The 21,692-nt window shown below is 52.4% G+C and carries 15 protein-coding genes; 4 read left to right on the top strand and 11 right to left on the bottom strand.

All coding sequences use genetic code 11. From position 1 onward, the window contains the following. Positions 1–111: 111 nt before the first annotated feature. The 11 genes from KJB30_RS04130 to KJB30_RS04080 form a co-directional block, all read right to left on the bottom strand. Positions 112–3,954 carry an FG-GAP-like repeat-containing protein gene (locus tag KJB30_RS04130; RefSeq protein ID WP_214296673.1) on the bottom strand — a complete coding sequence of 1,281 codons (3,843 nt, stop codon included), beginning with the start codon at positions 3,952–3,954 and terminating at the stop codon, positions 112–114. 133 nt (positions 3,955–4,087) lie between these two features. Then, positions 4,088–4,486, bottom strand: a complete 399-nt coding sequence (locus KJB30_RS04125) for a hypothetical protein (protein ID WP_214296672.1) — start codon at positions 4,484–4,486, stop codon at positions 4,088–4,090. A 56-nt stretch (positions 4,487–4,542) separates the two neighbouring features. After that, positions 4,543–5,238, bottom strand: coding sequence for an FKBP-type peptidyl-prolyl cis-trans isomerase (locus KJB30_RS04120; RefSeq protein WP_214296671.1), 696 nt, complete (start codon positions 5,236–5,238; stop codon positions 4,543–4,545). A 54-nt stretch (positions 5,239–5,292) separates the two neighbouring features. Continuing rightward, positions 5,293–6,978, bottom strand: a complete 1,686-nt coding sequence (locus KJB30_RS04115; RefSeq protein ID WP_214296670.1) for a type 1 periplasmic-binding domain-containing protein — start codon at positions 6,976–6,978, stop codon at positions 5,293–5,295. Then, positions 6,975–7,547, bottom strand: coding sequence for an SCO family protein (locus KJB30_RS04110; RefSeq protein ID WP_214296669.1), 573 nt, complete (start codon positions 7,545–7,547; stop codon positions 6,975–6,977). The genes KJB30_RS04115 and KJB30_RS04110 overlap by 4 nt, the downstream gene beginning before the upstream one ends. 146 nt (positions 7,548–7,693) lie before the next feature. Further along, positions 7,694–8,362: an FKBP-type peptidyl-prolyl cis-trans isomerase gene (locus KJB30_RS04105; protein WP_214296668.1), complete on the bottom strand. Its 669-nt coding sequence runs from the start codon at positions 8,360–8,362 to the stop codon at positions 7,694–7,696. Between the two features lie 239 nt (positions 8,363–8,601). Further along, positions 8,602–10,563 carry a multicopper oxidase family protein gene (locus KJB30_RS04100; RefSeq protein WP_214296667.1) on the bottom strand — a complete coding sequence of 654 codons (1,962 nt, stop codon included), beginning with the start codon at positions 10,561–10,563 and terminating at the stop codon, positions 8,602–8,604. A 29-nt stretch (positions 10,564–10,592) separates the two neighbouring features. Next, complete coding sequence (locus KJB30_RS04095) at positions 10,593–11,063, bottom strand: response regulator (RefSeq protein ID WP_214296666.1); 471 nt, start codon at positions 11,061–11,063, stop codon at positions 10,593–10,595. A gap of 296 nt (positions 11,064–11,359) precedes the next feature. Then, positions 11,360–12,691 carry a sigma-54-dependent transcriptional regulator gene (locus KJB30_RS04090; protein ID WP_214296665.1) on the bottom strand — a complete coding sequence of 444 codons (1,332 nt, stop codon included), beginning with the start codon at positions 12,689–12,691 and terminating at the stop codon, positions 11,360–11,362. After that, complete coding sequence (locus tag KJB30_RS04085) at positions 12,688–14,670, bottom strand: PAS domain-containing sensor histidine kinase (RefSeq protein WP_214296664.1); 1,983 nt, start codon at positions 14,668–14,670, stop codon at positions 12,688–12,690. Before KJB30_RS04085 ends, KJB30_RS04090 begins: the two co-directional genes overlap by 4 nt. A 164-nt stretch (positions 14,671–14,834) precedes the next feature. Next, on the bottom strand, positions 14,835–15,992 hold the full coding sequence (locus tag KJB30_RS04080) for a cohesin domain-containing protein (protein ID WP_214296663.1): 1,158 nt from the start codon (positions 15,990–15,992) through the stop codon (positions 14,835–14,837). Positions 15,993–16,376: 384 nt separating this feature from the next. Between KJB30_RS04080 and bioB the strand changes: the two genes are divergently transcribed. The 4 genes from bioB (at position 16,377) to KJB30_RS04060 (ending at position 21,656) form a co-directional block, all read left to right on the top strand. After that, the gene (gene bioB / locus KJB30_RS04075) at positions 16,377–17,363 is read left to right on the top strand and encodes a biotin synthase BioB (protein WP_214296827.1); all 987 of its coding nucleotides are present in this window, start codon (positions 16,377–16,379) and stop codon (positions 17,361–17,363) included. Next, on the top strand, positions 17,360–18,166 hold the full coding sequence (gene bioD, locus KJB30_RS04070; RefSeq protein WP_214296662.1) for a dethiobiotin synthase: 807 nt from the start codon (positions 17,360–17,362) through the stop codon (positions 18,164–18,166). The genes bioB and bioD overlap by 4 nt, the downstream gene beginning before the upstream one ends. A gap of 507 nt (positions 18,167–18,673) precedes the next feature. Then, complete coding sequence (bioA, locus tag KJB30_RS04065) at positions 18,674–20,044, top strand: adenosylmethionine--8-amino-7-oxononanoate transaminase (RefSeq protein ID WP_214296661.1); 1,371 nt, start codon at positions 18,674–18,676, stop codon at positions 20,042–20,044. Between the two features lie 235 nt (positions 20,045–20,279). After that, positions 20,280–21,656: a sigma-54-dependent transcriptional regulator gene (locus tag KJB30_RS04060; protein WP_214296660.1), complete on the top strand. Its 1,377-nt coding sequence runs from the start codon at positions 20,280–20,282 to the stop codon at positions 21,654–21,656. Positions 21,657–21,692: the final 36 nt, after the last annotated feature.

Here is a 21,692-nt window from a genome sequence, read left to right as displayed (position 1 = left end):
ATTCCATGCATGTCTTGACTTCTTTTTTATTTTATTGTGTCTAATACAAAACCCAGGGAAGACAACCCCTGGGTTTTGTATTTTGGCTTCATGAACTAAATACCACTGACTTTATGGATATACGTAGTAGTTACCCAATATTTTCCAATTCTGATCAGTCATTGCTGGAATAGTCGTAGTGTCCAGACGTGTAGCACCTTTCATAAACCAGACTCTATTCTGACCGTTTGATGTGTTTCTCCAAAGAATGTCATTATAAACATCACCATTGAAATCACCAGTCCCAACAATCTTCCATGCTTGATCTGTTTCTGCAGGAAGATATACAGATCCGGTACGTATTGCACCATCCATAAACCATACTACATTCTGGCCGTTCGAAGTGTTTCTTAATAAGATGTCAGATTTGCCGTCGCTGTTGAAATCGGCTAAACCTACAATTTTCCAATTTGGATCGGTGATTGTCGGGAGATATGCCGATCCAACCAATGTCACGTTATTCATGTACCAAGCGGAAATTTGTCCGGTTACAGTATTTCTCCAGACGAGATCTGGCTTTCCGTCATTGTTAAAATCGGTAACACCTGCAATCTTCCAGTTCTGGTCCGTAAGTGCTTGAAAATATGCCGAACCAATCCGTTTTATTCCATCCATATACCAAACTGAATTTTGTCCAGTTTGCGTATTTCTCCAGACGATATCTAGTTTCCCATCACCATTGAAGTCGCCTCTTCCACCAAACTTCCAATTTTGGTCCGTCAGGTCAGGTAAATAAGCTGACCCGGTTCGCGCTACCCCGTCAAAATACCATAGAACATTTTGTCCCGTTGAGGTGTTTCTTAAAAAGATATCCGCCACTGCCTTGGTATTGAATATGATCGGGCGCATCATGTCATTCTCTTCATGGCTGAGGATATGGCAGTGCCATACATACTCATAACCGAAGTTGGTGAATGCATTCAGCGTCGGACTTGCCGCTGGGTTACCGGTGGCAGTGTCGATGTTGGAGAATCCTGCCATGTCAGACAGACCCAGCGGGGCTGCCGGGTTAAGCGGACGGATACTGTCGGGGAGTGCAAAAGGAACCCTGGGTGTAATCGGGCGCAAGGCCACGATGGTGTCTTCCAGAGGACTGATGCGGACGGTGTCTTTCCAGCCGAGTTCGTTGGCATCGGGCAGGCGAATGAAACCATCCCAGCCTACACGGTTAAGTACCTGCACGTCGAACAGGTGGAAGTGAATCGGGTGCGTGTCGACGCCATTGTGGGTGATTTTCCAAATTTGGACCTTATTCGGATTGACTACTTCAGTCGCCGGATCAACGAAGTTCTGGAGGATGAAGTTGGCAATTGCTGCATTTACGAAAGGAACTTCCAAACCAAGTTTGGCACTCATACGACCGTAATCGTCAAATGAGGCACCCATTTCATCATGGATGGCCTTGGGCAACATCGGGAAGTTGGTAACCGGAGTGCCGTCAGCTGCCTGGAAGCTGAGTTTGGTGTCAGAAATCCTGGAGAGGCCCCAGGTTGGGTACCTGGTCGGGAAGGTGCGGTTGTAGGTGCTGTTGTAAGCAGCCTGTCCGACCACAATCGGATCCTGTCCTGCTGCAAATGCACCTGCAGTGGCGCCATCGGTTGCAAATGCGGTCTGCAGGGTGGTCAGGGTTGCCGGATTGTAATCATCAACAGGAGCTGTGCCATTTGCACCGCTCACATTGATCTGCATAACGGTACGGACATTCGGGCCAAGACCCGGCGGGATGGCTGGAGCACCACCGATATCGGTGCGGTCGGGTGCGCCGGTGTAGTAGTCATAATGCGGATCCAGTGCCGGGAAGGCAGTGGGGGCATCATTGTAGAGGATCAGTGTCTTGCCGGCAAAGTTTGTGAAATCGACGATGATATCAGCACGTTCGGCAGGTCCCATCAGCAGGGTGCCGCCGTCGACGTTACCAACGTTGAACATGGTAGGATCGAGATTCCAGGTGACCGGTTTGTTGTTGAGGACAACCGGTGCCGGAAGGAAACCGCCCTCGGTGCCTATCTGGATCATGGCCGGTCCACGCAGAGCCGGATCAGGTACTCCGCCTTCACGGCTGTCGGCAGCCCAGTAATCCGGGAAGCATCCGGCTGGGTTGTTTACGGCCGGATCAGGGCAGGTGCAATTGGTGACGACAGCTCCACCGCATACCGGACGAGGTTGGGCAATAACCATCTTGACTTCTGTGTTGGTGGCGCAGGCGCCGGCGCAGATCGGTCCTGCTACCGGATCGGCGTTGGCATTAACAGTCCCGTCAGCCTGATACAGCTGCAGGTTGAGGAAACGGTCGTGGGACGCATTCAGAATGCGGAGACGGTATTTCTTCGGTGCGACATCGAGTTTGGGGTAGACGGTGCCGTTAACCATCATCGTATCAAGGAAAGCTTCTGCACCCCAGGAAGTATTGGGAGTACCGGGCCGCTCCGGTGGCTGGTTACAAAGTGCAGTTTCAACCGGTGAACAGTTGGGATCAGCGAAATAGTGCTCGTTTGGAACAGGTCCAAATTCGATGCAGTAAGGTTTGACTGCCTCGGCTGAAGAACCGCAGGTTGGTGTCGGCGGATAGAACCAGGGGCCATAATGCCAGCGTCCCATGGCGTTGACACCGCTAAGATCCGGATTAAAGGGGTTCTGAGCCGGCATATAAACATGCGGCCACCACAGATCGCCCTTTACTGGATTCATGCCCTGACCGGCTGACGCGGGTTGGCCGACAACCGGAGTTGGAGCCTGCGAACCCCAGGCCCAGGTAGGATCAGTGCTCTTGATAGTGAGCGGATCAACAAAGGTTTTGTCCTGAATGATCAGCGGAATAGTATCAGCCAGTGGGGGAATGGTGCCGGCGGCATAGCTGCGGCCCTGTCCGTTGGCTTGTCCGCCGCTGATCATGGCTTGCTCGACCGGATCGGAAATTATATAGCCGGCGGCTTCACCGACATACACATTAAGGCGAGTGATGCCCCAGGCGTGGTCGTGGTAAAACATCAGACGGCCGCTCTGCTGGTTTGTGTAATAAAAGGTCATTGACCCTTCACCGGGATTATTGGTGGAATTGGCTACATTGCAGGTGGTTTGGCCTTTGCAAGCTGCAACTGTTGCACCGGTGGTTTTGTCAAACCACATATCCGGCACGTAGGAGACGCTCATCCCTTTCGGGTAGTTGGCGGCAGCATTTTCGCCGACCGGAGCGGTCCATTGGTGAGTTGTGCCGTCGCTGATCCAGGGCGTGCGTCCGCCATGCAGATGCAGCGTGGCGCGGTTTTCGGTGAAGTCTCCTATCAAGCTGGGAGTCCCGTTTGGATATGGCGCCTTTGTAACCGGGTTATAATTGATTTCAAACTTGCCGGACCCCATGACTGTTGTGTCAGTAGGCACGAACAGTTTGCCGTTGGCACCGACAGGCAGTTTGTTGGTGAACTTGATGCGAACCGGTTTATCTTTGGTGGCAAGGATAATTGGTCCCAGGTAATGTGGTTCCCGCAACTCAGGTTTATCGGTATTGACCTGACGGTATCCTCGCAGTTTGGTGCCGCCTGTTGTAGCATTTATTTTGCTGCCTGCATTAAGGGTAACTGCAGTAAAATCCGAGTGCAGACGCTCGCGATATTCGACCAATTCGATCTCGTAGTAGTCCGAGCCGGGATAGGTCAGGGTGTCAGGCACTGCGATTGGCAGGCACTGCCCCAGGGTGTTTTTCGTACCGCAGTTGCCTGCTGTGTCGCCCAACGGAGCAAGGGTATCCACGAACTTCTTCAGTGGCGGGCTGTTGGCCCAGTTCGGGGTTTCAAAATAATCCGGGATCGAGCCGGGCGCTGTTATGGGAGCTGCAAGCGACCTGCTTTGATCACAGACGCTGACAAGGGCGAGTGCTGCCAATGTCATGCTTGACCATGTTAATAGCCTGTACCTCATGATTAATCCTCCTTGATGTTGTACTTACTTTTGCCATTGGATCTCATACAACCAGATTGCATTCCCTCCTTTCATTGTTTGATCATCCGTCTGTCCATTGAAATGTGTCTGCAGCAGGAACAGGGTAAGTGGATTACATGGGATTCATGTCGGAGGAATCGGAGATGGTGTCTTCCCTCTGTTCCGGTTCTGGTGGAGCTGTTTCAGCCTCTTGGCGCTGCTTTTCCTGTTCCTCCTTGATTAACTTCATCCTTATGGCCAGTTTGTCATTCCATCCTGTTTTAATCGGGCGGTTCAGCCTGTAAGTAATGATTTTTCTTACTTCCGGCTTCGCACCACTCTTCTTGGACTTAGAAGGAGTCGCCGGGATAACCAGTGGAGAAGATATTGATGGAACAACTTTTTCGTCACCGTTGCAGACAGCTTCATAATGATCCGGATATTCGATTACTCGGCATGAAGTGTCAGCTTGGGCTGTCATACCCAGAGCCGTGACAATGCAGAAACTGGAAAAAACTGTTGTGGTTTTCATGGCCGTGTCCTTGGTAGTCAGAGCAGACTTCGCTGTCTCATTGACATCGAAAGAAGCTATTTGATGGCCAATAATTCAACTTCAAGGATAACCGTTTCATTGGGACCTACGCTCAGCCCAAGTCCCTGCTCTCCATAGGCGAGTTGGGGAGGAATGAATAGCTGCCACTTTGAGCCTACCGGCATTAGTTTAAATGCTTCCTGCAGTGCAGGAATTGGACTTTCCGAGACTTTGACAGTTACCGGTTTCCCGCTACGGTAGCTGCTGTCATACTCCGTTCCTTTTAAATGGAGGCCCCGATAATTGTATTCAACAGTATCGTCGCTTGATGGAGTCTTGCCTTTGCCGGCTATCAAAACCAAATATTGGAGCCCGCTGGGCAGGGTCTTGACCTCTTCTCTGTTTTTGTTTTGTGCCAGAAATGCTTCACCAGTTTTTTTGTTGGCTGCTGCTTTATTGAGTTTTGCGCGAGCACCCTGTTTTTTGCGGACAACGTTTTGATACTGGATGGTTGCTTTACGCAGTTCCTGCTCGCTAAGGAGAAGATTGGCGTCTGTGCTGGCATCTTTAAAACCCTGCATTACAAGATTAAAATCAACCTCGAATCCTTGATTTTTAAGGGTATTTGCCATGTTGACGCCTACTGCGTAGTTTATGTTGTCTTGTGGCGTTTTTAGTGTCACCGGTTCGGCAAATCCGGTTTGGGCTGTGAAGAGTGCCACTGTAATCAGAGAAAATTTAATGAATTTCATGTCTTCTGTGCTCCTTTTGATTTTTCCAAACTACTATGTTGAATTGAGTCAGGATTAATGTGTGACCCAGTCGCTTCTTTTCACAAGTTGGGGGTTCTCTCCTCCGGCCAACTGAACGATGTAGCAGCCTTTTGAGGCGTAGCGCTGGCCGGGCCCAAAGCTGAGGCGTTCGTACAGCGGCACTACCCGGTCCATGGACATGCCGATGGCATCCAGAAAGTGGTCGCGGTAATAATTTCCCTTGATCTCCATTACCGCCATGTTCAGTGTCAGCACCAGGGCATAGGTCTGCTGGGCCACGCGATTGTCTCCAACCTGAAAATTGATGGCCTTTCCCATCATCGGATCTATGACCTTGTCCTGCGGCAGTCGGTAAGGGTAGGACAGGTAGGTGAAATCGCGAACCTGTTCCGGCAGTGTCATTAGATTTTTGCCCAGATAGCTTGAAGAGGCGAAAACCATGGTTGGTTTGTTCTTGCCATTGGCCAGAGCAGTCAGAATTCGCCCGGAATCGGGGCCGTCCCAGACCAGGATGATCAGAGGTTCCTCTTTGGCAGTCAGTTTTGAAACCATAGCGTCCGACAACTGTTCCTCTTTGGCCAAAGAAATTGTCAGCGGGGGATTATGGCTCATTGTTTTCCAGGTTTCTTCAAATCCTGCCGACAGGGCACGACCCTCGCGGGATGCACGGACAATCTGAATTATCCTGGTGTCTTGTAGCAACTCTTCCTTGCTATTCAGAAAACGAGCAACTGCTTCGCCTTCCTGGTAAAAACCCTTTGAAATATAAAGGGTGTACCAGTCGGTATCGGATATTACGGGAAAATCCGTGTTTGGAAAAATACAGGGAATGCCGTTTTCTTCGGTGAACTGGTGGATCGGCTGCCAGTCACCATTTACCAGTCCTCCCAGCAGTGCGAACGCCGGCTCGCGGCGGTTGTATTCCTCCAGCTGCCTGCGCCATGTTTCCGGTGCTCCCTTAAGGATCCAGCGTGACAGGGTCAACTTGCGAAGTTCCAGTTCTTTGGATGTGGACATGGCTTTGGCCATCATCCGGTCTCTGGGCGTCCTGACGTTGCGGTAATTGTTTGCCATACCGTTTTTGTCGGTAATAAATTTTTCAATGCCGCTGACCATTGCTTCCGTGTCTGCCGGGTTGGCATCTTCGGAAATAATCGTTGCAAAATGCAGCGTTGTATCGGTAACTCCTGGTGAGAACTCGGACGACAGCGACTTCAGGTACGCAATCAGCAGGGGAGCGTCTTCATCCTCCAGCAGATAGCGGGGCATGACATCATCCAGAATCTTGCCGACCGGGTCTGTGCCGGTGCGAAGCACTTCTGCCAGGGTTTCGTCAGTGTAAGCGGGCCTGCGAAAGGGATCTTCGCCATACTTTATCTCCACCCCTTTATGGATTTTCTTGAGCGGTTGATAGAGCGTCTTTCCATTTGTCGGGGGTGTATAGACTCCACCTTCTATAGAGCCGATGCCCCCGCGCAAATGGCAGCTTATGCAGGTGAAAGCGGTTCCTGGAACCGGCAAATCTCCTTTTACGAAAGCCATCAAGGGCTCTCCATTAGGAAGAATGCCTTCGCGATAGATCCGCTCCCCCAGCTTGAGTTTTTGTTGCTGGGAAAGCGCCGGACTGGCCGAGGTGGCAGTCGCGTCGCAAACAATCAGCAGAGACAGACATGCTGCAACGGCTGACAGGAGTATCAATGTCTTCCCAAGGCCTTTCATTTCAATCCCGCCTTTTTGGTTTCTTCCAGGAACTCTGTGCTGTTCATGAGTCCAAAGATTCTGATCCATTTATTGTTGCCCGCAGGCCGGAACAACGTCAGCGGGTAATGGGACATCTTGTTGGGGATATAGGCATTCAGCGCATACATCACCTTGTTGATGTCCGAGCGCGAGCCGGTGAGAAAATCCCAGCCCGGCTTTGCCTGATATCGTTTCAGATATTCCTTCATGATTTTCGGAGTGTCATGTTCCGGATCAATAGAGATGGATATGAGATGCACCTTGTTGGTGTCAGGCCCCAGTTTTCGTTGCAGGTTTGAATAACCTACCGAGAGTATCGGACAGATGGTCGTGCAGGTGCCAAAGATGAAATCCACTACAACAAGTTTGTCAGATTGCATGATGCTCTGCAGGCGCACTTTTTTCCCGTCCTGATTAATCAGTGTCACATCGGGCAGTGAATATGACTCAACAGTGCGTTTGTATGGTTTGTTTTCAGCTCTAAGCGGAGCGGCTGCACATGCCAGCATTGCAACAACTATCAGGATTCGGGTAAACGGCAGTTTCATGATTCAGGGCTCCAAGGTAGTAAATCTCCCCTCTCCCCATCCCTCTCCTTTAGGCCCTGTGGGTCCACAAGGGGAGAGGGGGGTAAAAGCTCCCCTCCCTTTATGGGAGGGGTTGGGGGAGGGTGTAAGAACTTCGACTATCGCTCTTATTTCTTCACTTCCAACAGTTCCACCTCGAACACCAGTGTAGCGCCCGGCAGAATGAGTTCTCCTGCTCCGGTTTCACCGTATGCGAGATTTGCAGGACAAACGAGTTGTGCCTTGCCACCCGGCTTCATCTTCTGCAGACCTTCCGTCCAGCATTTGATGACTGCATCCAATTTGAACTCCACCGGTTTATTGCGTTTGTAGGAGCTGTCAAATTCCTTTCCATCCGGGAGGGTGCCGCGGTAGTTGACCTTAACCGTATCGCTTGCTTTGGGTGAATCTCCTTTGCCTTCAACCAATGACTTGTAGACCATTCCTGAATCAGTCTTGATGGCCCCTTTTTCATTGGCCACCTTATCGAGATATTCTTTGCCTGCCGCTGCCAGTTTGTCTCCTTGGACTTTGCGCCGCGAACGAGCAAAGTCCTGAACTTTCGCATTGTACTCGGTGAGATCTACTTCCGGTTTTTTCCCGCTGACCGCATCGGTCAGTCCCTGTTTGACGAATTCCAATTCGGCAGGGGTCAGATTGAAAATGGAAAGGGAACGGGACACCATTAATCCGATTGCATAGAGAGTTTTCTGTTCTTCAGTTTTTGTCGGCGCGTCAGCGGCAATTGCCGGGACGCTCAACAGTGTGATCAGCAGTACAACGAGGCTTTTCTTCATGGTGCACCATCCTGTGTTGGAGTAGGCCGGTTCAATGTCCGACCGAGATATTTCAAGCTTTCTAATAGGATATTTTTTATCCTTAATGTCATTTAAATTATTTTTTTGCAACCAGTTATTTAATGACTCAATAATACTTCGGGGAAGCTTCCTTTGGAAAAGGGAGCAGGGGGATTTGGCTTATTTGTCACAAACAAATCCCCCTTCGATCCTCTTTAGGTCCTGAAGTGGACCTTTTATTATTGAATAACCGTGAATGGCCGCATCATTGCGTTATCTTCGTGAGCCAATATGTGGCAGTGCCACATGTACGTGCCCAAGATGTCGAATTTAGCCCGAATCTTGACGTAGCCCTGTGAACGGGTCAAACCCGAGCCTTGAGCCGGTGGTACCCGCACGGTGTCCTTGCGGCCCCGCTCGTTGGGTTGCAGGGTGTATGCAGAACTGGGTTGAGTAGGGTCAGGATTGGTATTCGGGAGCAGGCCAACTGGGGCGAAAGGTGCATTCTGGGCGTCGAAGGTCCCAGGAACAACGCTTCCCTTCTCAAGCACTTCAAAGTGCACAAGATGTATGTGCATTGGATGAGCGTCTTCTGTGTCGTTGATGATGACCCAGTCTTCGACGCTGTCGATTTTTGGATTTTCAGTGATAGGGTCATCGAAAAGAAGACCATTGATCAGGATCTTAAGACGTTTTGAGAACGAACCGGTGATGGCGTCATACACCAAGAAATCATCCTGCTCGGTTTCCTGGAGATTCAGAAAACGGGTTTTGGTCGCCACATCCAAGGGAATCAAGCTGCGGGGATTCGCAGGAATAGGGTCACTCGTATCAGGACCAGCCAGCGGTTTGCTGATCTTGAACTGCATAACACGGCCCGTGGTGGCGGGGTCAACATCGCTTCCGCCAGGGAAGGGGGTGGGGGCATCGTTTCGGATTGTAATGCTGGTGCCTGCGGGAAATTTGGAAAAGTCGATGATCAGGTCAGCCCGTTCGGCCAAAGCCAATAGCAGGCCGTTGTCCGCGCTGTCACCCACAGGGACGGAATCAGGCATAAGTCCGCCATCGTTGCCGATCTGGGTAATGGCCCCGGCCGGGATGGCTCCTCCGTCGGAACGCTCCAGCCACATATTGTAAAAGCGGGAATCCGAGCCGTTCAATACGCGGAAACGATACTTGCGCGGTTCTACATTCAACAGGGGCCAGGCTTTGCCGTTCACGGTGATCACATTGCCGAAAAATTCAGGATTAGAACTGTTGACCGGGTTGCCGGCGGCATCCAGGTATGGTGTGCCGTCCGGCTTCAGCAACGGATTGGCATCGTAGTGCAGTGAACCATCCTGGTTAAAGGATTTGTCCTGGATCACCAGCGGGATCTCGTAGGCCCCTTTGGGCAGGTTGAGGTTGTCCTCCACGCTGTCGCGCAGCAGGTAATTAGCGGCCAACCCTGCATAGACATTGAGGCGGGTAATGCCCATGGCATGGTCGTGGTACCAGAGGTGGTTGGCCACCTGGTCATTCTTGTATGTGTAAGTGACCTTGTTACCGGCAGGTCGCGCCGGTTCAGTGGCAGTGGCGGGAGCGCCGGCATAATTGGGATTATTGGTGATCCAGGCCTCGGGGTGGCCGTCAAACTCGGGCAGTACGTGGCCGCCATGCAGGTGGGTCACAATGCGCACCTCGGGTTCGCCATTGTCGGCGCCTTCCAGGGTCGGATCAACGGTCAGCAGATGTTTGGCCAGCAGATTGCCGCTGCCATCTTTCAGGTTGTTGATATAGGTGACCTGAACCGGTTTGCCCGTTGGTCCATCCAGGGTAGAGCGGGCTTCAATCGTAGCGCCCAGATATCCTGCCTGGATGCCATTTGTTGTGTAACCCCATACTGTGGTTCGAATCGGGGTTCCTGTAGCGGGATCGATAAATTCGCTGCCATCCTTTTTGCGCAGACCGAAGTCGTAGCCGCTGGTCTGTTCCGCAACCACGGTATAGGCTTCTACGCTTGGGTCCGTAGTTGTGTCGGGAGTTGCTACTGGAATCAGCGGGAGCGGATTGGCGAACTGCTGCAAGGCCAGTGGGTTGAGCATGGTGGTTTTTGATGCACCCTGGACCACTTTTTCATTAGTTTTTGTGCTGCAGGCAGAAAGCAGCGACAGTACAGCGACCATTACAAGAATGTGGATTGCAGTTCTTTTGTAGCTCATAGTTCCCTTCTCCGTACGAATGATGTCCTTCATAAAAATGCAGATATGGCTTGAAGAACAAGTATCGTTGCACACGCGTTTTGTCCGATCTCGTCTTTTAATCTTTTAAGCACAGTCATGATGTCAGAGGGCCGCACCGGCTTTTCAAAATAATGTGTGACTCCCATCTTGCGTGCGGCCAGCTCCACTTCCTGGCTGCCATAACCTGTTGCTACGATTACCGTGGCGTCAGGTTGAATTTCCCGGGTCGAACGCACAACTTCCAGTCCATCCAGGTTGTCTGTTCCGGCCAGACGCATGTCAGCGATCACAGCCATGTATTGAGTGGATTTGATGCTGGAAATGGCATGCTCGAGGCACTCGCATTTATCAACCATGATTCCTTCCCGCTGCATCATCTTGCAGTAGGCAAACAGAACCGCCGGTTCGTCATCCACGATCAGGATGCGGTGAGGGCTCTCTTTTTTTTCAGAATGAATGGCTTGCGAGGTGAGTACCATAACGGCAGTTCATCAAGAAGCATGCCGATCTGATTGACAGGAGCTGGTTTTGTGATTTCAGGTAGATAGGTAAAATAAGGAATAGGGTTTTGTCTCACATGTGAGATTTTTGTCTCAAAAGTGAGACGGGGTGAGAAGGAGAGACGGGGAACGTGAGGACCGGGAAAATTTGTTCTCGTAGGGGACGACGCATGCGTCGCCCGTTGTGGCTCTTATTTTTTCGCACCGGGGCTTCCCCCCTCCCAACCTCCCCCGGAGGGGGAGGGTTAGGGAGGGGGCTTAGATGTTGCAGCGCACTAAGGTTGGCTGTCCCGGATCTGTTTCAATCTGCGATACAGAGTAGCCCGGGAGATGTTGAGGCTCTTCGCGGCCTGAACGAGATCACCGTTCATCTGCTCGACGACCTGTTGGATGTGCCTCTGCTGGATCTCCTGTACCGTTGGTGAACATGATTCCTGTGTAGCCCTACCTGGGGGGTGCTGGATGAGGCAGGAGAAATGTTCCCTGCCAAGCCTGGTTCCACGTGGGGCGAGCAATAATGCCCTTTCGAGCACATTCTTCAGCTCGCGAATGTTGCCGGGCCAGGGATAGTCCATGAGCACCTGCATGACATCATCTTCAAGGACTGCTTCGGAAACTCCCAGCGTCCGGAGGAGATACGCGACCAGAGAGGGGAGATCGTCCAGGCGTTCTCTCAGGGGAGGGAGATGGATCACGACCAGGTTGATGCGGTACATGAGGTCCTGGCGGAAAAGTTTCTCGCGGACCAGATTTTCAATATTGTGATGTGTGGCGCAGATCGGGCGAAAGTCGCTCCTGTAAAGTTTGACATCTCCAAGCCGGCGGTAGGTCTTTTCCTCCAGCACTTTGAGCAGCTGCGCCTGGATCTCCATGCCCATGTCACCGATTTCATCAAGAAAGAGCGTACCGCGATCAGCTATGTCGAGCAATCCCTTGCGGTCCTGATCTGCTGATGTAAAAGCGCCGCGCGCATTTCCGAACAGCTCGCGGGCCAGCATCTCTCCTCTCAGGCTGGAGCAATTGAGCGAAACGAATTCCTGGCTTGATCGTTTGCTGTGACGATGGATCCAGTTTGCGAGCATTCCCTTGCCTGTACCTGTTTCTCCGGTAATCAGGACCGGAGTGTCGCCAGAGGCAGCTGCACGGGCGATGTGCGAGATTTCCTGCATGTACCTGTTTCTGCCAAAAAAGATATCCTCTTTTTGTGTGAGTCGTTTCTGGGCAGACAGCCGACGTTTAAGGGTGCCGATCTCCAGAGTCTTGCGCAGATAGGCTCCCAGTGCCGCGTTATCAACCGGTTTGCTGAGGAAGTTGTCTGCACCGCGCTGCATGGCTTCCACTGCAAGAGGCACATCTCCTGATCCGGTGATGACAATAATGGGAATACAAGGATCCTGACCACGTACAGTTTCAATAAAATCAAGGCCATTCCCGTCGGGCAGATTGATATCCAGCACGATTGCATCGAAAGGGCGTGAAGCGAGACTGTGGGTTGCGGAGGCCAGGTCGGCAGCTTCGCTGATTTCATATCCCTCTTTGCTGAAATAACGAAAAAACCCGAAACGGGTTCCTTCATTATCCTCAATCAGCAATACGGCAGGTTTCATGGCATTACCTCATTGGCGAGTGGTATGCGGATTTCTGCAATGCACCCGGGATCGGGGAAATTGTTGCGGATGTTCACGCACCCTCCCATGTGTTCGACAAAATGCTTGACCAGCGCCAGTCCCAATCCGGTTCCTCCCTTGCGGTTGCTGTAGAAAGGATCGAAGATGCGGTCCATCGTTGTATCCGCAATGCCGCTGCCGGAGTCTATGACTCGTATGACAGCGTTTCCGTCTTCGACACAATGAAGTTGGAAGAGGATCTTGCTTCCTTGGGGACTGTGATGCCCGGCGTTTTCCAGCAGATTGAAAAATACCTGCTGCAGTTTCATGCCGTCCGCCATAACATAGGATTCCGCTGCAGTTTGATCTGACGTGAGTACAACCCATTTGTTTGGGGCCAGGCCGGAGGATTGCCATAAGACGGCAGTTTCACGACACAATTCATACAGTGGAGTTGGCTGAAGACTTGATGCAGGAATCGGCTTGCCAAGGTCAAGAAGCTCATTCATCAGATGTGCAAGTCGCTTGACCTGGGTGCGGATATGCTGGAGGTATGGCTGGAACTCCGGATCGGATTCGATCTCGCTTTCCTTGAACAGTGCTTCGGTGATGGAAAGAATGGCGTTAAGGGGATTGCGTACTTCGTGGGCCACTCCGGCGGCAAGCTGGCCGATGGATTCCAGGGTGCGGGCCTGGGACAACTGCTTTTCAAGCTGCCTTTGTTCCGTTATATCCTGCAGAGTGCCGTGAAGTTGTACTACCCGTCCGTTCTCGTCTATAACTGCTTCTCCTCGGGCAATTGCAAGAAACTGGCTGTTGTCGGGACGGACAAGATTAAGTTCAAGCTCATAGGGTTCACCACTGGCAAGTGTATGTTCAATAGTCCGACTCAGCCGCTCCCGGCTTTCAGGCGTGTAGCGCTGGGGCTGTTCTGAAAAGGGCAGTGGCGGTTTGCTTGGATCGCTGCCGGTAAGAACAAACATCTCTTCGGACCAGGTAAGCTTGTTGGTGTCGATGAACCAGTGCCAGCTGCCCATTTTTGCCATGTGCTGGGCTTGATTGAGCTTGATGCGGCTGTCACGCAATTCCTCATCCAGACGCTTCCGTTCCGTAATATCAACCGAAAACCCGTGCCACATGTAGCTTCCATCATCCAGACGCTGCGGTTTGGCACTGGCTGAACGCCAGCAGAATTCCTTGCCGGGGACCTGTATGCGGAACTCCTCCAGGAAAGGCTGCAGGGTGCGGGCTGATTCCTGGACCGCTGCAAGGAAGGGAGCGTAATCGTCGGGGTGGATGCGGTTGAGCAGGGTATCGGCATTTTCAGTGACATCAGCCGGATGTATTTGATAGATCTCTCGGATTGAATCGCTGGCATAGGGGATGCGAAAGCTGCCGTCAGCCATCATCTGGAACTGAAAGATTACTCCAGGTACTTGGCGGGAAAGGCTTTTAAGCAGGTTGTGGCTCTTTTGCAACTCCAGTGTACGCTCTGCAACGCGTTGCTCCATTTTTTCATGGGCTTCACGCAGCTCAATTTCCGCCACCTTCTGTTGATTGATGTCCAGGCAGCCGCCTATGTACCCGGCAAAATTGCCTTCGAGATCGTTGAAAGGGCTGCCATGGTCGGCTATCCAGTGGTAACTGCCATCGTGGTGGCGCAGGCGATATTCCATGGCAAAGGAGCGACGTTCACTGAAAGCAGAATGGTAGGTAGTTATACAGGTATCCAGATCGTCGGGATGAACTCCCTCGGCCCAGCCCTCTCCCAACTCCTGTTCGAGCGTGCGACCGGTGAATTCCAGCCAGGTGCGATTGAAATGATTGCAGAGACCGTCGGTTCCGGATTGCCAGATAAGCACCGGGAGATTTTCGAAAAGCTGCAGGTGGTAATTCTGTGCTTGGGGAAGAATTTGTTCAACAGTGTGATGACTTGTGTCGGCACTTCCTGGGACCCCGTCTGTTTCCCAACGTTTCATCAGGTTATTTCCTTTTCAGTGCACGCTGGACATTCACGCGTTATCGAAGTTGATTTCCTTAGCACCTTGGCGTCTTAAGCGAAGCGAGCGAGCGAGCAGTTATAAGATCTTTTCTCACGCAAAGCCGCAAACACGCTAAGAGAGGCAATCTAATGGAAAGAAAATTATGGTTTTGCTTTGGCTGCAGCGCTTTTTTTGATCAGGTAATGGGCGGTATAAATATAGTCATCCTGGTAATCATGCACGCCGTCGCCATTCAGGTCACGCTTGGGAGGAGTGACGCCGCTGTCTTTGAGAAATGCGGCAAAATCTCCTTCTGCAGCTGAGATGTCCTCAACCGGCGGGACCAGCGTCAGCGGAAACTCTATCATTGTCTCGCCGCTGAGAATGGTCAGGCTAGCATGAAGTGCCTGCGCCTGGGGAATGGTCTTGATGATCCAGGTACTATTTTCCTTGCTGATCGAGACCAGTCTGGCGTTGCTCAAGGCAAAATTTGGCGAAGCTGGCTTTGAACCTTCCAGTTTGACCACAATAATGACCGGTGTAACACCATCACTGAGAGCGATAGACGGGTCCTGTCTGATGGTTGAGAGTTGTTGTGTAAAGAGTGCGCAGCAGGCTGCCGGTGTTCTTTCACTACCGAGATCTTTAAAATGCTCCATTACCCCCATGTGTTTTATTGATGCAGGGGGAGATGGCATTTCAGGTTGAGGTTGAGGTTGAGGTTGAGGTTGAGGTTGAGGTTGAGGTTGAGGTTGCTTTTCCGCCGGTGTAGCAACGGGAACCCGTACGATGCCGGGAGAGGTGGATGCCTGCTCTGTTGCGGGTGTGGCTACTATTACGGAGTTCGTCGCCGGGGGAACAGTCGACACCGTGGGCGGTGTGGCTGAATCGGGTATTCCTGCTTTGACAAGCCCATCTCCGGAGGGTGCAGTATCAGCTGAGACCGGTGCTCCCTTGCTGTCAATCATTGTTGCCGAAACAGAAATGGCCTCCACTGCGGCTGTATGTGATTTGAAAGAGATTGTAGCGATCTGGCCCGAACCAATAAAAGGACGAGTGTTGATAATGACAATCTTGATGCTGTCCTTGGTCTGGGTGGTGGCCATCATGGCCCCGGCGACAAGGCTTTCCTGCGTAACGGTGGGAGATGAGAGCGTGGCCGGATAATCGATTTTCATCTCTATCCCGGCCACGCCATCCATATTGTTACCTTGAAGTGTATATATGCCCTTGCCGAGGGGCATCACAGTGATGGAAGCGGCATGGGCATTCAGGGTGAGCGCGGAAAAAAGCAGTATTGCAGCCAAGCGTAGCATCATGGGTAACCTTGGATTGGAAAATGGTAGTGGTCAGGGCAGGGTGCACCTTGGCTCTGGATCAAGTTTCTTGACCTTATCACTTTAGAAGCGTTTAGTCCATATGCTGATCAGAAGCTATCTCACGCGGAGTCGCAGAGTAACGCAGAGACAAAAGCGATTTAGCTTCACGAAATTCCCCCGAAAAGGCGCGATCTAAGGATTTGTATTTAAATCGTGAAGTAATCGTGAGGCTCAAAAAGGATTTAGGGTTCCCCAGGTTTCTGTTTCTCTCCGCGTCCTTTGCGCCTCTGCGTGATAAGATCGATTGTCAACTGATACCGGGTGGTCGGGTTGACAATAGGGGGGGGCTGTGCTATCGATGGGGCCGGAGGTGTATATATGACCATGCGTAACCTGATTATGACTACTGCCGAAAATGTCCTCTCGGGCGGCATACTTTCACCGGAAGAGGCGCTTCGGCTGGCTGAGGCAAAAGGATCGGACCTGTTCCTGCTGTTTGCAGAGGCATCCCGCATACGGGAAAAGTTCAAGGGAAGCTCGGCCTCCCTTTGTTCGATCATCAATGCAAAATCGGGTCGCTGCCCTGAGAACTGCGCTTTCTGCGCCCAGTCTTCGGCACATTCGACCAATGCCCAGGTGTATCCGCTGGTGGATGAAGAGCAACTGGTGGCCTGCGCCAAGGGAGCCGAAGAGAATGGCGCCCGCTGTTATGGCATTATCACCAGCGGTACCGGCATTAAGCCGGGCAAGGAGCTGGAAACGATCTGCTCCGCCCTGAAACGCATCAGGCAGGAGACTACTATCGAGCCATCCTGCTCATTGGGAATTCTGGATACCGAAACAGCTCAGATTCTAAAAGAGGCGGGCATGGTGACGTATCACCATAACCTGGAAACCTCACGAAGTTTCTTTCACAATATCTGCACCACCCATGACTATGAAGAGGATGTGCAAACTGTTCGGGCGGTCAAGCAGGCCGGGCTTAGAATCTGCTGCGGGGGGATTTTCGGCTTGGGCGAGAATTTCAGCCACCGTGTTGAAATGGCAGAAACCCTGCGCGAGCTGGACGTCGATACTGTACCGATCAACTTCCTCAACCCCGTGGAAGGAACCCGGCTCGAGAATGCAAACTTCCTGACCCCCATGGAGTGCCTCAAGATTATCGCTCTCTATCGCTTTATGCTGCCTGCAAAAAGCCTGACTGTGTGCGGAGGACGCGAGAAGAACCTGCGCGAGCTTCAATCCTGGATCTTTCTGGCCGGAGCCAGCGGCATGATGACCGGCAATTACCTGACTACCCCGGGTCGTGCACCGGAGCAGGACAGACAAATGCTGGACGATCTTGAACTAACGGTGGAGACCTGCTCATGAGCAAAGGGATTTTCATAACCGGAACAGATACAGGTGTCGGCAAAACCATAGTTGCAGCAACCCTAGCCCTGGTGCTGCGCATGAAGGGGATTAACGTCGGGGTGATGAAGCCTGTCACCAGCGGATGTCGCGAGGAAGAGGGTCAGCTGGTTTCCGATGATGCCGAACTGCTTTGCAAGGCAGCAGGCGTGACCTGCAACGAGGATGTGGCTCCTTATCTGCTGCGTGAGCCGGTTGCACCTGCCGACGCAGCCAAATTTGATAAGGTACGCATCGAGTTTTCCCATTTGAAGGAGTGTTACGAGCGTCTGGCGGCTGTTCATGACGTTGTAATCGTTGAAGGTGCCGGCGGCTTGATGGTGCCCCTTGTGGGTGGCCTGCTGGTTGCCGACCTGGTGCGCGAGCTTGATCTGCCGCTGCTGGTGGTGGCCCGGCCGGATCTGGGCACTATCAACCACACGGTTCTCACCACGCTATGTGCTCAGCAGATGGGGATCAGTGTGGCTGGGGTGATCATCAATAATTACCCCGAGTCGCCCGGGTTGGCTGAAAAAACTGCTCCGCATCAGATCGGCTCCCTCTGCGGAGCACCGGTACTCGGAATCTGGCCGCACCGTGAAGATCCTGACCCGATCGAGGTTGTGGATTATCTCGCCTACTGGCTCTATAACCAACCGGAAACTGCCATCGTGCTACGGGCGATGGGGTTGAGTGAAGGGGCGGGCGAGGCATGCGTCGCCCCTACGACATGCGCGTCCGGTTCATGCTCAGGCAGCGGGTGCCTTGAGGGAAGCTGCAAATAGTAGGAGGGTGGCGCAAATGAATAATCGTGAAGATTTAAAGGCTTTATCTCACGCGGCCAGAAGTAGGTGCCCTTAGGCAAGTTGCAGGGTAATGCAGAGAAAGGCTAAGGCCAAAACCTTTCTTAGCCTCACGAAAAGTCCTCGAAAAGACCGGATTTAAAAGACTTAGAGACAACAGCAGTCGGAACGATTTTACGGTTTTAGCTTTGAAAATCGTGAGGCTGAAAAAGATTTGGCTGTAAAAGCTTGTCTCACGCGGCCAAAAGTAGGTGCCCTAGGCAAGTCGCAGAGAAACGCAGAGAAAGAACAGAAGCAATTTTGCCTCACGAAAAGTCCACGAAAAAGCCGGATTGAAGACAAAGATTTAAGCTTTTAGCGGTTCTCGCCTTGTAAATCGCGAAGTAATCGTGAGGCTAAAAAAGGCTTGTGGTTGTCTCTCTCCGCGTCCTCTGCGTCTCCGCGTGATACGGTTTTAAGATAATAATTTTGAAATAAGGTCGGCAAAATATGACACAACATACCACCGAACAGTTGCGGGCGTGGGATAAGCGCCATGTCTGGCATCCATTTACCCAAATGCAGGATTGGGAACAGGATGATGCTATTGTCATAACCCGGGGCGAGGGGAGCTGGCTGATCGACAGTGACGGCAAGCGCTATCTGGACGGTGTTGCTTCCATGTGGACCAATGTTCATGGCCACTGCCGCAAGGAACTGAACGATGCGCTCAAGGATCAGGTTGAACGGCTGGAACATTCGACCCTGCTGGGGTTAGCAAGTGAGCAGAGCATCATCCTGGCCCAGCGCCTGGCGCAGATCACTCCCCGCGGTCTGACCCGTTTTTTCTATTCAGATAACGGCTCCACTGCCATGGAAGTGGCCGTCAAGATGGCTTTTCAGTATCAGGTGCATCGGGGACGGCCGGAGCGGACCCGCTTCATTACTTTTCGCAATGCCTATCACGGCGATACGTTGGGTGCTGTCAGCGTTGGGGGCATTGATATTTATCACGCCACCTTCAAACCGCTGATGTTCGAGACCATCCAGGCGGCTGCCCCGTATTGCTACCGCTGTGAGCTGGGCTGTGAAGGGCCTGAAACCTGCGATATGCTCTGCCTCGGCGCCTTGGAAAACATAATCAGGGAAGAGGGTTCAACCTGTGCGGGATTGGTTATTGAACCGCTCCTGCAGGGTGCCGGCGGAATGATCGTGCAACCTCCCGGATTCCTGCGTCGGGTACGCGAGTTGTGCGACCGCTACGGGCTGCTGATGATTACTGACGAAGTAGCCACGGGCTTTGGGCGCACCGGCAAGATGTTCGCCTGCGAACATGAGGATGTGGTGCCTGACATAATGGCGCTCTCCAAGGGAATTGCCGCCGGGTATCTGCCTCTGGCCGCCACTGTGGCCACCGAGGAGGTCTATGGCGCTTTTCTTGGTGAATATGCCGAATTGAAAACCTTTTTTCACGGCCATACCTTTACCGGCAATCCGCTGGCCTGTGCCGTGGCCTTGAAGAGTCTGGAGCTGTTCGAGACCGATCGTCTGCTTGAGGCGCTGCAGCCCAAGATACAGTATCTCGCGGAACGTCTGGCGCAGATAGCGGACCTGCCTCACGTGGGTAACATACGCCACTGCGGCATGGCTGCCGGAATCGAACTGGTGGTCGATAAGAAGAACCGCACACCCTATCCCTGGGAAGAAAAAACCGGCGTGAAGGTCTGTCTGGAAGCACGTAAACACGGAGTCTTTTCCCGTCCCTTAGGCAATACGGTGGTGGTTTTCCCCCCGCTAGCCATCAGCATGGAGGAATTGAAGCTGCTCATGGATGGCCTGGAGCTGGCGATACAGGCTGTAACAGAGATGAGAGCTGTATAATAGACAGCTTGCCTTTTACGGTGAAAGTCAATAAAGTCTGGGACCAAGTTTCTAGAGTCTAAACCTAGACTAGGAGGATGTTGAATAATCAGGCTGTTCAAAAATAGTCAGATCGTCGCACCCGGAGAACGCCCCGCGGAGGTGTAGCAGCGCTACGCCGCACAAGGTGGCTTTCGAGGATGGCGGCGAGATGGCTGTTTTTCAACAGCCTCCTCTTACCAGCCCAAGGAGGCCTATGTCCAACCAGATACGCATATTGCTGATTGATGATGAGGAGCCAGCCCGCCGGGTGCTGGAACGGATGTTGTCCTCTTCCGGCTATTCAGTCATATCAGCCGCCACTGGTGATGAAGCCATCGCCTTGCTTGAGCGTGAGCAGTTTCACCTGATCGTTTCAGACCTCTTTTTGCCGGATAAAAACGGCATCGAAATCCTGCAGCATTCCCGCCGTCTCTCTCCCACCACCGAAGTCATTGTGATTACAGGTTATGCCTCGGCAGAAACTGCTGTCAGCGCCATGAAAGCCGGGGCTTTTGACTACATCACCAAGCCGATCAATCTCGACGAATTACTGATTGTCATTAAAAAGGCCCTGGAGAAACAACAACTGCTGATGGAAAACGTCAGTCTGCGCAAACAGCTGCAGGGGCGTTTCGAATTCAGCAATATAATCGGTAGTTCCCCGGCAATGAAAGTGGTTTTTGAGCGCATGACACGCATCGTCAAGACCGATTCTACTGTGCTGATCAGTGGTGAGTCGGGTACCGGCAAGGAACTTGTGGCGCGGGCGCTGCATTACAACGGGACGTGGAAAGCCAAACCTTTTATTGCCGTCAACTGCGCTGCCATCCCGGAATCCTTGCTGGAGAGCGAGTTGTTCGGTCACATGCGCGGCGCATTTACCGGGGCTATCAAGGACAAGCCGGGTAAATTCGAGGCAGCCAACGGCGGAACCATTTTTCTGGATGAGATCGGCACCATGCCGCTTCATTTGCAGACCAAGCTGTTGCGGGTGCTGCAGGAGCAGGAAGTCGATCGTGTTGGCGCTACCAGTCCGATCAAAATCGATGTGCGCGTCATTTCTGCCACCAATCTGGACCTGGAGCAGCAGGTGCGACAGGGGAATTTCCGGGAAGACCTTTTTTACCGTTTAAATGTCATTCCTCTTCAGCTTCCCCCTTTGAGGGAACGAAAGCAGGACATCATCGCCTTGGTAGGTGCCTTTCTGGAAAAATATTGCCTGCTGATGGGCAGGCAGCCCATGAACATCAGTAAGCGTGCATTGGAAGCTCTTGAACGGCATGCCTGGCCCGGCAATGTTCGCGAACTGGAAAATCTGGTGGAGCGCCTGGTTGCTCTGGCAGAGGGAGAGGTAATTCATCTGGAGGACCTGCCGGTCGAGATGAGCGGGCAGAAGGTCGTATCAGGGGATATCAGTCTGGATCTGACCGAGCAGGGGATGGATATGGTTGCTGCCATGGCCGAGGTGGAGCGCCGACTTATCACGCAAGCTCTGCAATTGGGGGGAGGGGTCAAGGCCAAAGGCGCCACCCTTTTAGGGATCAACAGAACGACTCTCGTGGAGAAAATGAAGCGGCTCAGGATGGAGTGAAATAGTTCTTTCTCCTCCTGCTGACTGCTCCTCCTC

Source organism: Pelotalea chapellei (genome assembly GCF_018531195.1).
Lineage (GTDB): Bacteria > Desulfobacterota > Desulfuromonadia > Geobacterales > Pseudopelobacteraceae > Pelotalea > Pelotalea chapellei.
The sequence above is the reverse complement of the archived record's forward strand: the minus strand, read 5'-3'. Positions and strand labels throughout refer to the sequence as shown.

What these genes read in the sequence shown, in the direction of transcription:
- KJB30_RS04130 (WP_214296673.1), bottom strand. Translation starts at nt 3,954, where the DNA reads ATGAGGTACAGGCTATTAACATGGTCAAGCATGACATTGGCAGCACTC.
- KJB30_RS04060 (WP_214296660.1), top strand. Translation starts at nt 20,280, where the DNA reads ATGTCCAACCAGATACGCATATTGCTGATTGATGATGAGGAGCCAGCC.
- bioD (WP_214296662.1), top strand. Translation starts at nt 17,360, where the DNA reads ATGAGCAAAGGGATTTTCATAACCGGAACAGATACAGGTGTCGGCAAA.
- bioB (WP_214296827.1), top strand. Translation starts at nt 16,377, where the DNA reads ATGCGTAACCTGATTATGACTACTGCCGAAAATGTCCTCTCGGGCGGC.
- KJB30_RS04095 (WP_214296666.1), bottom strand. Translation starts at nt 11,063, where the DNA reads ATGGTACTCACCTCGCAAGCCATTCATTCTGAAAAAAAAGAGAGCCCT.
- KJB30_RS04085 (WP_214296664.1), bottom strand. Translation starts at nt 14,670, where the DNA reads ATGAAACGTTGGGAAACAGACGGGGTCCCAGGAAGTGCCGACACAAGT.
- KJB30_RS04125 (WP_214296672.1), bottom strand. Translation starts at nt 4,486, where the DNA reads ATGAAAACCACAACAGTTTTTTCCAGTTTCTGCATTGTCACGGCTCTG.
- KJB30_RS04120 (WP_214296671.1), bottom strand. Translation starts at nt 5,238, where the DNA reads ATGAAATTCATTAAATTTTCTCTGATTACAGTGGCACTCTTCACAGCC.
- KJB30_RS04080 (WP_214296663.1), bottom strand. Translation starts at nt 15,992, where the DNA reads ATGATGCTACGCTTGGCTGCAATACTGCTTTTTTCCGCGCTCACCCTG.
- bioA (WP_214296661.1), top strand. Translation starts at nt 18,674, where the DNA reads ATGACACAACATACCACCGAACAGTTGCGGGCGTGGGATAAGCGCCAT.
- KJB30_RS04090 (WP_214296665.1), bottom strand. Translation starts at nt 12,691, where the DNA reads ATGAAACCTGCCGTATTGCTGATTGAGGATAATGAAGGAACCCGTTTC.
- KJB30_RS04100 (WP_214296667.1), bottom strand. Translation starts at nt 10,563, where the DNA reads ATGAGCTACAAAAGAACTGCAATCCACATTCTTGTAATGGTCGCTGTA.
- KJB30_RS04110 (WP_214296669.1), bottom strand. Translation starts at nt 7,547, where the DNA reads ATGAAACTGCCGTTTACCCGAATCCTGATAGTTGTTGCAATGCTGGCA.
- KJB30_RS04115 (WP_214296670.1), bottom strand. Translation starts at nt 6,978, where the DNA reads ATGAAAGGCCTTGGGAAGACATTGATACTCCTGTCAGCCGTTGCAGCA.
- KJB30_RS04105 (WP_214296668.1), bottom strand. Translation starts at nt 8,362, where the DNA reads ATGAAGAAAAGCCTCGTTGTACTGCTGATCACACTGTTGAGCGTCCCG.